Genomic DNA, 13,027 nt, shown 5'->3' with positions numbered 1-13,027 from the left:
CGGTGGGTGACCTCACCAAACTCCCATGCGCTGACAGCGCAGCCTACGCCCATCTCCGGGTTGGGCCCTTTCGCCCTGAAACAGGGGAGCGGCCTTGAGATAAGGAGACCCTGATGCGTCGAGCTAATGCCCCCGCCATTGAAGTGCGGAGCGAAGACCCGAATGCGAGGGGACGGACAGCACTGATCGTCTCCTTCTCCGCCCTCGCAGCGTCGGTGCTGCTCGTGGCTCCTGCGGTCGCAACCCAGTTGCAGCTGCAGCTGGGGCTGAGCCCGACCCAGACCGGGGATCTGTTCGCTGTGGAACTCGGCGCCACGAGCATTGCCTCTCTCCCTGCTCTCTACTGGATCAGGAAGGCAAACCTTCGGATGGCTGCCCTGGCGTTCGGCCTGGTCTTCACTGTGGGAAGTGTCGTCTCTGCCTTCGTCGCCGGCTTCGAGACCTTGGTGCTGGTTCGCGCTGTCACCTCCTTCGCAGGCGGTTCTCTGATGGTCCTCACCATGTCCTTGGCCGCCCAGGCCCGGAACCGCGACCGCGTCTTCGGTTGGTGGGCCGTTGGGCAGATCGCCTTGGGTGCTGTCGGGCTGGCCGTCCTTCCTCCGCTCTTCGGGGCCTTCGGCGTCGGGGCTTTCTACTTGTTCATGGCTGTCCTGATGGCATTGTCGCTCCCGCTGATCCGCTTCCTTCCCATGCGACCGTTGACACGTTCAATGGAGGATGGGCCGATGGGCGACGCGCAGAATCCGAACATCGCGAAGGTGGTCGCTGCGTTGGTGGCGTGCCTGCTGTTCTACGTAGCGCTGATTTCCGTCTGGACCTTCATGGGAGGGTTTGCTGAAGCGGCGGGAATCGCGCCTGAGACGTCCAGCCGGATCCTGTCCACCGCGACGATCATCGGCGTAGTGGGCTCCTTTGGTGCGACGATGGTTGGAGGGTCCATTAATCGCCGGATCAGCCTCCTTGGCGGATATTGCGCGATGGCCCTGTCCATTACACTCCTGTTCGGAGTCGACAACGCTCTGCGCTTCGGGGCAGCGGCTGCAATCCTCAAGTTCGCCTGGCCGTGGACCCTGCCCTTTCTCATGTCCACGCTGGCAGACCTGGACCCTCTCGGCCGGGCCACCAATCTGGCCAACTTGGCCATCGGCGGCGGGCTGGCCCTCGGCCCGCTCATGGCGGGCCGGGTCGTGGAAGCCACGGGCGGATTTGGTGCCTTAGTGATCATCGGAATCCCCGTAGTCGTTGTCTCGCTCCTGCTCATCCTCGTTGCTCAGCCGAAGAAACGGAAACTGATTGCAGCGGAGGAGCCTGGTGAAATGGTTTTCCCAACAGGTGCGTCTTCCGATTGAGGTTCGCCTGTCCGCGAAGTGAGCAGGAGAACTCATCACCCTTTGCACAATCGACCAACTGGACGCGGTAACTGCGCGGCCTGAGTCAGAGGAGAAATGCCGTGAACACTCGATGCCTGGAGGACGGGCAAATAAGCGTGGGGCATGACGACCGGGACCCCGAGGGGCAGCGAGTCGATGTCACCGAACTCAGTATCGAGCAAACGCTCGAGTACCTCAACGCCGGCCAGTTGACGAGCGTCGACCTCGTCTGCGCTTACCTCAACCGGATCGCCTACTACGACCGGAGCGGCACCTGTTTGAACGCTGTCCCGGTACTCAACCCGGATGTTCTCTCCGAGGCGGAGGCTTCGGACGAGCGGCGTGCCCGCGGCGATTCCCTCGGCCCCCTGGAGGGCGTCCCGTTCACGGTGAAGGACAGCTTCAAAGCCCGGGGCCTGACGGTTGCATCGGGAAGCCCTGCGTTCGAGGAACTGGTGGCCACCGGAGACGCGGCCAGCGTCGAGCTGCTTCGCGATGCCGGCGCGGTCCTGTTGGGGAAGACCACCATGCCGCCGATGGCAGCGGGCGGCGTGCAGCCGGGCGTCTACGGCTATGCCAAGAGCCCGTACCACCCGGGCTACCTGACGGCCGCCTACGGATCCGGATCCTCCAATGGCGCGGGAACTGCCGTCGCGGCCAGCTTCTGCTCCTTCGGCCTGGCGGAGGAGACCCTCTCATCGGGTCGGTCGCCGGCGTCGAACAACGGGCTCGTCGCCTACACGCCGTCTCGCGGACTCATCTCTATCCGGGGTAACTGGCCGTTGTTCCCGACGTGCGACGTGGTAGTGCCCTACGCGCGCTCCGTCGACGACCTCCTGCGCCTGCTCGACGTGCTGGTGGCCGAGGACGCAGACACCTCCGGTGACTTCTGGAGATCCCAGCGCTTCGTCGACCTGCCCGCCCTCAAGGACGTGCGCCCGCCCTCCTTCCTGCGCACACGCAGAGAGGATCTGACGGGACTGCGTCTGGGCGTGCCGAGGATGTTCACCGGTAGTGACCCCCACAAGCTCAACCCCGTGGCCTTCCGAACCTCAGTCGAAGCACTGTGGAACCGGGCAACTGAGGATCTGGTCGCGTTGGGGGCGGAAGTGATTCCCGTGGACTTCCCCGTCGTGTCCAACTACGAAACTGATCGTCCGGAGGCGCAAGGGCTCGTCGAACGCGGCCTTGTCGATGCCAACTGGCAAGAGACCGAGATGGGGCCGATGATCGCACGCGCGTGGGACGAATTCCTGCAGTACAACGGCATGGACGGACTGTCAAGCCTGGAAGACGTGGATGGCGATCAGATCTTCCCGGACATGCCTGCCGAGGTGTACGCGAACGCCGGCACGGCCTTCGACTTCGTCCGGCTCGTGGAACTCGCGAAGGCCGGACTGCCGGGGTGGAACGAGATGCAGGGCATCGGACAGTCACTCCATGGGCTGGAGCAGGCCCGCAGGGACGACTTCGAATCCTGGCTGACCAAACTCGGCTTGGACGCCGTGGTCTTCCCTACGAACGGTGACGTAGCGGCAGCGGACCTCTTCGAACGGCCCGAGAGGATGGAGGAAGCGCTCCGCAACGGCGTCCTTTTCTCGAACGGCAACCGGACTATACGCCACCTCGGCATCCCAACAGTCAACGTGCCCATGGGGAGGATGGCCGACATCAGCATGCCGGTCGGCATGACGATCGCCGGTCCCGCCTATTCGGACGACTTGCTGCTCGACATCGCCTCCGCCTACGAAGCGCGGACCTGCCGCAGGCCCGCTCCGCCACTGACGCCGTCGTTGCCAAGCGGCATCGTGGACTGGGCAGGCACCCACGCCGGAAGCGCCCACTCGCATGACCGGGTACCACCCCTGACCGTCTCCACGGACGTTTCCGAGGATGCATCGGGGTGGCAAGTCCGAAGCGATATCCGAGTCAGCGAGGGGCAACACCGGCAGCTCCGTGTCCAGGCATGGCTCGACGGATGTCGGCTCACGGTCCGTGGCGACCTGAACGGGGGCTGGACGGCCACAGGTCGAGTGTCCCGGCAGCGTGCACGGTTAGATAACTACGCCCTGCTCATCGTGAAGGCCAGCGCGGCCGGTTGCCGGCCCGCGGCGCACTGGGAATGCTTGGTCCTCCCGGAGATGACAACAATTCATCCCCAGACCACCTGAGTTGCGGCATGTCGGCATTTTCGTTCTGCAACGTATCGGTTGAAAACCCGCCCCCAGCATACTTTCTCGCGATTCGTCGGCGCACGCCAATCGCGCCAGAAACGCTGGAGCTCGCCGGACGACGACCGAAACGGAGTGAAGGAGTATATCGTGCAGAAGTCGGACCTGCTAATCATCAATGCGGTCGTGAGGACCATGGACTCCCAGGACTCGGTACACAGCGCGGTACTGGTCTCGGACGGGGTGATCGCCGCGGTGGGCTCGGACGCGGAGCTCAGGACGGCCGCGGATCAAGCCACGGTGTTCGACGCACAGGGGGGTACGCTTACCCCCGGTTTCATCGATAATCACAATCATCTCCTGCATGCCTCGTTCATGCCGCTCGATCTCGACTGCTCCACGCCATCACTTGCCACACTCAACGAGGTCCTCGAGCGGATCGAGCAGCACTGTCGAACGATGCCCGCTGGCCGGTGGCTCCAGGGCTTCGGCTTCGCGGCGGCCAAGATCAGGGAGGGACGCAACCCCACGCGCTACGAACTCGACGAGGTGGCTCCCCACAACCCGTTTATCCTCGTCGAGTCGAACACCCACGTCGTCAATGCAAACAGCGCCGCGCTCGAGACCGGAGGCATCGGTGAGTGCTCTCCGAATCCCTGGGGCGGGGAAATCGAGCGCGACCGGCATGGTGTTCCGACCGGGACACTCTTCGAGACAGCGGCTCATCACCTCCAATCGATCGGTTGGGAACGAACCGTGAAGCGCGACTGGGAAGCCGCGACCGCGCTGGTCGAGGCAAAATCACGAGAGTACTTGTCGCACGGAATCACCGCGATCGGCGACGCCGCCGTCACCCCTGTCGGCACCGAGCTATACCAGCGGGCTGCCAAGGCCGGCCGCCTTCCGCTTACTGTTCACCAGATCCACGCCGGGGATGCGCCGTTTTTCAAGCAGGATCTGCGTCGGGGCGACTTCATCGACCGGGTGCATCAGGACGAGTCGCGCATGTTGAGGACCGGGGCCATGAAGATCTGGGCCGACCGCGCCTACCCCGACGGTCCTGGGCTGCACAAGATCCACGACGGCTGCCAAGTGCATGCGGGGCAGAACTTCTACAGTCCCTACGAGATTCGCGATCTGACGCAACGGGCGACAGACCTGGATATCGGCCTCGTCATCCATGCCATGGGCAACTGCTCCATTGACTCCGTCACCGACGCCTACGAACTGGTGCGCCGGCAGCACGGCTACGATTCGATCCTCCGCATCGAGCACGCCTTCGTCGCCGAGCCCGCGCAGGCGCCTCGCATGGCCGACCTCGCGATCGACCTAGTGGCGAATCCCGGTCTCGCCTACAACGACGGGCTCTTCTTCAACAGCTGGCGAGGCGAGGGACAGGACCACCTCAAGGTCCTCCCGCTGCGCAGCATGATTGACGCAGGCGTCCGGGTGAGCCTGGCCTCGGACAACCCCTGCGGCTTCTACCATCCGATCGGCCTCATCTGGAGCGCAGTGACGCGGAAACACTACAGTGGCGTACTGATCGACCCTGATGAGGCGATCACCCCACTAGAAGCGCTCCGGGCCTTCACAAGCATCCCTGCGGTCGTCGCGGGTAGAGAGCATGAAGAAGGCAGCATCGAAGTGGGTAAGCGGGCAAACCTGGTCCTCCTTGACGCTGATCCCCTCACTGTCGTACCTGACGACATCGTCGACATCACGGTGCTCAAGACCTTCGTCGACGGAGTGGAAGTGTATGACTCAGCAGCTGCAGATCCTTTCTCACGTGTACCGAAGACGCCATAGTCACGGACAGCCTCTGCAGCCGTGATCTCCTTACAACGTTTCGGAATGATGTTGATGGTTGGCGTTAGGGGATCCGACAGTGGATCTATCCAAGCGGCGATCGCGTAGGCAGATCGTCCGTTCGCAAACTGGGTATTGCCCCTCTCCACATCCACTCTCCATAGTGCGGTTGAGGCGGTGATGACCCTTTCCCATAAGAGACCGTCCCAATAACACTCGTCCCTGATGAGGGACATTCACAAAGGAGTACCGATGACGACGCAGGGGCAGGCCCCGGTGTGGGACGGCAAGCTGTTCTTGGATGGTTGGTCCACTGGGGGCGGGGAGGTGATCGAGGTCCGTTCGCCGGCGACGGGGGAGCGGATCAGCTCGGTGTCTTCCGCCAACAAGGGGGACTTGGATCGGGCGGTGGAGTCGGCTCGGGCTGCTCAGCAGGAATGGGCGGAGCTGCCGTATGGCAAGCGGGCGGCAGTACTGCTGAACGCGATGCAGCTGCTGAGGGAGAAGCCGGACCGGTTGGCGCACTGGCTGATTCACGAGGCTGGGTCGGGGCAGGGCAAGGCGGCCTTCGAGGTCGGTTTGGTAACCGGTGAGTTGCAGGAGTCCGCGGCGTTGGCCTCCCACCCGTATGGGGAGATGTTGCGCTCGGTCAAGCCGCGGATGTCGGTGGCTCGTCGGGTGCCGGCCGGCGTGGTAGGGGTGATTTCCCCGTTTAATTTCCCAGGAATTTTGTCGATGCGTTCGGTGGCACCGGCGTTGGCGCTGGGCAACGCGGTGATCCTGAAGCCGGACCCGCGCACCTCCATTTCGGGCGGCATGGCGTTCGCGGCGCTGATGGAGGAGGCCGGCCTGCCCAAGGGCGTGCTGCAGGTGCTGCCCGGCGGCGGTGAGTTGGGGGCGGGTATGGTCGCCCATTCGGGCATCCCGTGCCTCTCCTTCACCGGCTCCACCGCTGCCGGGCGGAAGATCGGTCAGGCGGCCGGGCCGCTGCTGAAGAAGGTCCACCTGGAGCTGGGCGGAAACAACGCCCTGCTGGTGCTACCGGATGCCGATGTGGAGGCGGCGGCCTCGGTCGGCGCGTGGAGCTCCTTCTTGCACCAGGGGCAGATCTGCATGACCGCGGGCCGGCACATCGTCCACTCGTCAATCGCGGAGGAGTACGTCTCGGCGCTTGCAGACAAGGCCAAGAACATCCGAGTCGGGGACCCGGCGGACCCGAACAACGCCCTGGGCCCGATCATCGACGCCCACCAGCGTGACCGGATCCACGAGCTGGTGACCTCCTCGGCCGAGCAGGGCGCCACGGTCATGGTCGGTGGCGAGTACACCGACCTCTTCTACACGCCGACAGTGATCACCAACCTTACCGTGGACTCCCCCGTGTGGGCCGAGGAGATCTTCGGGCCCGTGGCCCCGGTGATGACCTATGGCACGGTCGATGAGGCGATCGAGCTGATCAACGCCTCGGAGTTCGGGCTCTCAGTGTCGATCCTGACCGGCAACGGGAACGCGTTCAAGGCGTACGAGCTGGCGTCTCGGATCGAGTCCGGCGCGATCCACATCAACGACTCCACGGTGGACGACGAGGCCGTTATTCCGTTCGGCGGGAGCAAAGCCTCCGGAGTCGGCGGCCGGTTCGGTGGCCCGCACGCCAACCTCGACACCTTTACCGAGACCCAGTGGATCACCATGCAGAGCGAGATCGAACGCTACCCATTCTGACCCCGTGGGGGCCGGCATGACGTCCGCCTTCATCGCCCGATGCCGGGCCTTTCGCCGGAACCTGAATGTCGTCAAACTCTGACTCCCGGGGAGCCCTTTATGAGCCGACGTCCTCGTCCTCGACCGGCACCTGCCGAGCTGCACGGCCGAGAAGATCCGGGACATGAAGGTCGATATGACCTATGTCCGCGGTGAACGCCTCTTCGAACGCGTGGTGGACCCAGCGTGATGTTGCAACAAGTGCGAATGGTCCGAGGAACGGAGCCTCCGCAACGGTGTTCCCCTCGGTTGATCTCATCTATGAGCAAGGTGCCCTGCCAGGAGCAATACGACTCCCCGGTCCGGATAAATCACACAAGCAGTGTGCTATGGACGCACTCCCACACGGTGCCTCGTTTTCATGGCGGGTCAGGGATTTGTGTTGGACCACGGTGCTGCACGACCCTGAATCGTGGAGGATCGCCTATGCGGTTCATACCGGGTCGCATGGCGAGGACCCATGTATCGGAATGGCCTCGCGCTGGCTCACAGGCGGAAGGCTGGAGCATTGCACCTGTTGGTGATCGTCCAGTCCGATTGGAGCGATCTCGAACCGGGCGTTGACGCCGCCGGAACGCATACCCAGAATTATGTTGCGTCTCGCCCGGAGCGTGTTGTTAAGATGGAGAATGAATGAATCGGTTGAGTATCGAATCGAGTCTTAAAAAATTCACCGCGAAGTTCGCTGAATCAGCGGCGATGACTCGTGAGGCCAGGGAAGTGATCCCTGGCGGTTACAGCAGGAACTCGTTCAATTTCGGCCCGCACGCCGTTTTCGTCGAACAGGGTGACGGTGCCCACATCGAGACGGTCGACGGCCACCGGCTGCTCGACCTCAACAACAACTTCACCGTCAACGTCCTCGGACATGGCCACCCCGCGATCACGCGGGCACTGATCGACACAATCCCGTCGGGAATCTCTTTCGGCAACCCAGGTCCGCCGGAGGCAGACCTGGCCCGCATTCTGATCGAGCGCATTCCGTCCGTCGAGAAAGTGCAGTTTTCCTGCTCTGCAACGGAATCGTGCATGAGTGCCATCCGCATCGCTCGCGCTTACACGGGCAAAACCAAGATCGCGAAGCTTGAGGGCGGCTACCACGGTTTCAGTGACATCCTTCAAATCTCGTCGCACACTCAGCCGGATCAGGACGGAGGCACCGATACCGACCCCAAGGCTGTCGCGGACAGCGGCGGGATCCCGACGGCCACCCTTGATGATGTCGTGGTTCTCGGACAGAACGATCGAGACGGCGCAGAGCGGATCCTTCGAACACACGCAGGCGACCTTGCGTGCCTGATTCTCGAGTTGCAGAGCGGATCCGGCGGTCTCGTGACGCTGGAGCAGGAATTCGTCGAACAGCTGCGATCGCTGACCAAGGAATTGGACATCGTGCTCGTCTTCGACGAGACCATCAGCCTTCGCGCTGGCTATCATGGTCTCCAGGGCGTCTACGGAGTGGTCCCTGATCTGACAGTCATGGGCAAGATCATCGGTGGCGGGATGCCGCTGGGGGCCGTGGGCGGGTCGGCCGACGTCATGGACGTGCTGGAAACGGGAAAGGTGTCGATCTCCGGGACTCACCACGGACACAAACTCGCCCTGGCGGCCGGGACGGCGTGCATGCGGACGCTGGACCACGCCGCATTCGAGAAGCTGAACTCCCAGTCCGCTCGAGTCATCTCGGAGCTGAACGAGTGGAGCGAGGCGAGGAAGAGTCCGCTCCTGCTCTACGGTCAGGGCTTCTCACACATGGCCTACAGCTATATGAAGGCGCCGGATCTCAAGGTTCGCAATCACCGGGACTACTGGCACAACGTCGACAGCGAGAAGACGCAGATCCTCTCGCTTGAGCTCGCGATCCGCGGATTCTTCCCCGTGCACCGCGGTGAGTTGTCGCTATCCCTTCCAATGGCCGACGATGACATCTCGTCCTTCATCGAGACCCTGAAAGAGATAGTCGAGGACCTCGAAAGCTGAATAGAAGCAAACGGTCTCGGACAGAGCGGAGGGAGGAAACAGCTCAAACCCGACCGGTCAGGTCCGCAAGCCAGATGAGATCCGTGCCGACTCGAGTTGAATACAACGGGGTCGCCGTAGTAGTCGCCGAGAATCGTGCGGAGATGTCTCGCTAGGCTCTGAGTCGGTGATCGTCGGGTTCTGGCGGGAGGCTCTGGTTGGCCACGCAGGTGTTCACCGACGAGGAGCTGGAGACTCTGCGGAGGCTCCCGGAAATCGGCCGGGAGGAGCTGTTCCGGTTCTTCGCGTTGACCCCGGCGGATGTGGCGTTGGTCGATCCCGGCCGGGGTCGGCTTTGCAGCCGCCCTGTGCTCGTCGCCGTGGCTCGGTTCGTTCCGGATGACGTGCCTCGACCCTGCGGACGGCGGTGGTGCACCTGGCGGAGCAGCTTGGGGTGGATCCGGACGTGCTCCGCCCGTATGGGCGTCGGGCGAAGACACGACGGATCACTTGCGGCGGTCGGCGCGGTATCTGGGGTGGCGGCCAGCGGGTGCTGGAGTTGAAGGAACTGGGGTCGACGACCCACGCCCTGCAGCCGGTCGCAGAGACTAGCGTCAGCGGCACAGACTCCGAGTTCGCGGACGACGTGGACGATCGGGCGCGGCCCGTCGAGCACCATGCGGACCGCTTCGTCCTTGAACTCCTGAGAGTCGGAGTTGGACGGCGAGCTGTACGCGCTTTGCTGTCGCGGCTGCCGCGAGGAACTCCTGGAGAAACAACGCAGAGTGGCCGCCCGAGCCCCTCACGCTTCGCCGCGCTCGTGAGGCCCATCGATGGTGCGGCCGGCCCGCAGCAGCCGCACCGCCACCTGGAGGCCGGGCAGGGCGGCGGGGTCGGTGACGTCGCGCCCGAGGGAGTGCGTCAGCCTGTCCAGCCGCTGGTACAGCGTCTGTCGGTGCAGATGCAGGCGGCGCGCGGTCTCGGTCTTGTTGGCCGAGCAGTCGAAGAACACCTCCAGGGTGTGCAGGAGCCGCCTGCTGACCTCCGGGTCCTGGTCGAAGAGTCCGCCGAGCTGTTCGTCGACGAAGTCGCGTAGGAACTCGTCGGCGTCCAACCGGTGCACGAGCCGTTCGAGCGCGCAGGTTCCGGAGTCGGTGACTCCGACGGCATCGGTGAGGTCGAGGCAGCGATGCGCCTCGAGCACGGTGTACGGAAGGCGCTCGGCGCCGCGCACGAGAGGGCCGATGCCGACGGGGCGCATCTCAGCGCCGGGGGAGTCGCGCAGGTCCTCGACGAGCGCCCGCCGGGCGTCGCCGGGGCGCTGTGGCGGGAGGGCGGCGATCGCCAGCAGTTCATCGTCCTCGATGTGGCTGAGAACCCGTCGGCCGCGCAGCCGCATGGCGTGCTCCAACGGCCCGAGCCGCCCTCCTCCTCTGGCCTGCCGGGCGACCACCGCCACGAACAGGCCGGGAGTGGGCAGGCCCGCCGCCGCAGCCAGCGGTGCCAAAGGGGCCGGGGGAGGGGCGGATCGGCGAAGCGCATGGAAGAGAGTACGGGTGGCACGGCTGCCCGGCGTGACTGGCCGGGTGCGCAGCAGCGCCAGCCCGAACGATTGTGGTGCGCGGTCGAGAGCGGCGTCGAGCAGCGCCGGGTCACCATCGGCGATGGGAGTGAGCAGCAGCCGTGCCACGACGACCCCGTAGGCGGTGATCGGTGCTTCCACGGTGTCGGCGGAACGCCGAGCGGAAGGATCTCCCGGCGCGGTCGCGGCCGCGAGCGGCTCGCCGGCTCCGTCGCGGACGCCGACGTCGGCGTTGACGGCCTCTGCAAGGGTCTCGACCAGTGTCTGCAGGTCACCGCCCGAGGTCAACCGGGCCGAAAGCCGGTCCGACAGCGCGTCCGCGAGCCGCAGCCGGTGCACTGACTCATTGATCAGCAGGCTGTTGATGGTCTCTGCCACTTCGACGAACGGGGCCGTCCTGCGAAGCTGGATCAACGGGAAGTCGCGCCGCTGTGCCTCCTCAACCAGGGCGTCGGGGAGTCGCGGCATCACCGTCCCGGTCTCCACGGCGACGGCGGCGACCCCGCGTGCGGCCAAGTCGCGGATGTAGCGGCGCTGGCGTTCGGGCGCGGCCTCGGCCAGCATCAGTCCGCCGGTGAGCAGCAGCTCCCCGCCGCGCAGGAGATGGGCCAGATCGATCACCTCGCTGGAGTGCACCCAGCGCACCGCGCGGGTGCGATGCTCCCCGCCGGTCAGCAGGACGGGTGCGGCAGGAGCAAGGCAAGGGTGCAGCAGCACATCGCGCAAGTGGATCGCCATGACGATTCGTCCATTTTCGTCGCCCGTCTGATCGACGGATCGTACATTGTGGAACGTGGCGCAGGCCACAAGTATGGCGCCATCGACTGCTGCCATGCGGAGGCACTCATGGGAAACACGGTTCCAGCGGCCCGTGATGACGGCGACGTACACGATCTCGAAGAGGTCCTGCAACCCATTCCGGAAGAGAGACGCACAACCGGCGTATCGGGGCAGTTCTGGATCTGGGCCGGGGCGAACATCGCGCCGATCAACTGGGTGCTCGGGGCGCTGGGGATCCACTTGGGCCTCGGTCTGGCCGACACGCTGATCGTCCTGGTAGCGGGCAACCTTGTGGGAATGTCCCTCTTCGGGGTGTTCGTTCTGCTCGGCCAACGTACCGGGGTCACCGGCATGGTGCTGGCACGGGCGGCCTTCGGCCGCAGGGGCGGCTATCTGCCGGCGGCGATCCAGGCGGTGCTGGCGGTGGGCTGGTGCGCGGTCAACACCTGGATCATCCTGGATCTTGTGATGGCGCTGTTCGGGGAGCTCGGCCTGGTTTCCCCGGAGGCCGGCAACCACCTGGCGAAGGCGATCGTGGCCGCGCTGATCATGGTTGTCCAGGTGGTGATCTCCTTGATCGGCTACCGCGCCATCGCGGGGTTCGAGAAGTGGACGGTGCCGCCGACCTTGGTCGTGCTGATCGGCATGTCGATCGTCGCTTGGACCCGCCTGGACATCGACTGGGGCTACGCCGGGCCACCGGGAGCCGTTCTCAGCGGCTCCGATCGGTTCGCCGCGATGACCGCTGTCATGACCGCGATCGGGATCGGATGGGGAATCACCTGGTTCACCTACGCGGCTGACTATTCGCGCTTCGTCAGCAGGCGGGTGCCGCGTAGGAGGCTCTATGCGGCGAGCGTGCTGGGGCAGTTCCTCCCGGTCGTGTGGCTCGGCGTGCTGGGCGCGTCGCTGGCGACCAAGAACGGTCAGGTCGACCCCGGTCAACTGATCGTGGAGAGCTACGGGGCACTGGCGATCCCCGTGCTCTTCCTGGTCGTGCACGGTCCCATCGCGACGAACATCCTCAACATCTACACGTTCGGCGTCGCGGCGCAGGCGCTGGACGTCAGGACGTCGCGGCGCGTCCTGAGCATCGTCGTGGGGGTCTTCGCGCTGCTCTGCGTCGTCTTCTTCATCTACCAGGGCGACTTTGCGACGGTACTCGACTCCTGGCTGGTCTCGCTGGTCGCCTGGGTGGCGACGTGGAGCGGGATCATGCTGGTCCACTTCTTCTGGATCGAGCGCGGCGGGGTGCACACGCAGCGGCTGTTCGACCCGGTGGGGAGCCGGCGCCTGCCCGATGTCAACTGGGCCGCCATCACCGCTTTCTGCGCCGGCGTGCTGGCGACCTGGCTGTTTATGTACGGGGTGATCGATCTCTTCCGCGGCCCCATCGCCACGGCGATGGGCGGGATCGACCTCTCCTGGCTGGCCGGAGGGGTGGTCTCCGCCGCGGTGTACGCCGCGCTGGGTCCCCGCGTCCACCGCCGTTACGCCGTCCGATTGCTCGCCGCGAAACCCGAGTCTGCGGAACCCGGGGCCGCGGAGGACGGCGCCCGGGCCGAGAAGGCGGCCGCCAGTGATTCCTGATCGAGCCG

Annotated in this window: 7 protein-coding genes; 6 read left to right on the top strand and 1 reads right to left on the bottom strand. The window is 64.9% G+C overall.

The features are described from left to right. Positions 1–113 precede the first annotated feature (113 nt). The 5 genes from HDA32_RS15680 (at position 114) to HDA32_RS15660 (ending at position 9,088) form a co-directional block, all read left to right on the top strand. Positions 114–1,349 (top strand): MFS transporter, encoded by a 1,236-nt coding sequence (locus HDA32_RS15680; RefSeq protein ID WP_179643900.1) that lies wholly within the window; start codon positions 114–116, stop codon positions 1,347–1,349. A gap of 137 nt (positions 1,350–1,486) precedes the next feature. Continuing rightward, the gene (locus tag HDA32_RS15675) at positions 1,487–3,541 is read left to right on the top strand and encodes an amidase (protein WP_179643899.1); all 2,055 of its coding nucleotides are present in this window, start codon (positions 1,487–1,489) and stop codon (positions 3,539–3,541) included. Between the two features lie 150 nt (positions 3,542–3,691). Beyond that, a complete protein-coding gene (locus HDA32_RS15670; RefSeq protein ID WP_179643898.1) occupies positions 3,692–5,347 on the top strand; it encodes an amidohydrolase in 1,656 nt (551 codons plus the stop codon). Between the two features lie 252 nt (positions 5,348–5,599). Beyond that, on the top strand, positions 5,600–7,069 hold the full coding sequence (locus HDA32_RS15665; protein WP_179643897.1) for an aldehyde dehydrogenase family protein: 1,470 nt from the start codon (positions 5,600–5,602) through the stop codon (positions 7,067–7,069). Between the two features lie 672 nt (positions 7,070–7,741). After that, on the top strand, positions 7,742–9,088 hold the full coding sequence (locus HDA32_RS15660; protein ID WP_179643896.1) for an aspartate aminotransferase family protein: 1,347 nt from the start codon (positions 7,742–7,744) through the stop codon (positions 9,086–9,088). A gap of 781 nt (positions 9,089–9,869) precedes the next feature. On the opposite strand, the gene HDA32_RS15655 is transcribed toward HDA32_RS15660, so the two are convergent. Beyond that, complete coding sequence (locus HDA32_RS15655; RefSeq protein WP_179643895.1) at positions 9,870–11,387, bottom strand: helix-turn-helix domain-containing protein; 1,518 nt, start codon at positions 11,385–11,387, stop codon at positions 9,870–9,872. On the opposite strand from HDA32_RS15655, the gene HDA32_RS15650 reads away from it, so the two are divergent. Continuing rightward, on the top strand, positions 11,355–13,019 hold the full coding sequence (locus HDA32_RS15650; protein ID WP_218882483.1) for a purine-cytosine permease family protein: 1,665 nt from the start codon (positions 11,355–11,357) through the stop codon (positions 13,017–13,019). The two genes, HDA32_RS15655 and HDA32_RS15650, sit on opposite strands and share 33 nt — an antisense overlap. Positions 13,020–13,027 lie beyond the last annotated feature (8 nt).

Source organism: Spinactinospora alkalitolerans, assembly GCF_013408795.1.
Taxonomy (GTDB): domain Bacteria; phylum Actinomycetota; class Actinomycetes; order Streptosporangiales; family Streptosporangiaceae; genus Spinactinospora; species Spinactinospora alkalitolerans.
This window is presented reverse-complemented; position numbering and strand designations above follow the sequence as displayed.

Bases quoted from the DNA above. Each gene is read 5' to 3' on its own strand.
- HDA32_RS15680 (WP_179643900.1), top strand. From the start codon at position 114: ATGCGTCGAGCTAATGCCCCCGCCATTGAAGTGCGGAGCGAAGACCCG.
- HDA32_RS15665 (WP_179643897.1), top strand. From the start codon at position 5,600: ATGACGACGCAGGGGCAGGCCCCGGTGTGGGACGGCAAGCTGTTCTTG.
- HDA32_RS15660 (WP_179643896.1), top strand. From the start codon at position 7,742: ATGAATCGGTTGAGTATCGAATCGAGTCTTAAAAAATTCACCGCGAAG.
- HDA32_RS15655 (WP_179643895.1), bottom strand. From the start codon at position 11,387: ATGGCGATCCACTTGCGCGATGTGCTGCTGCACCCTTGCCTTGCTCCT.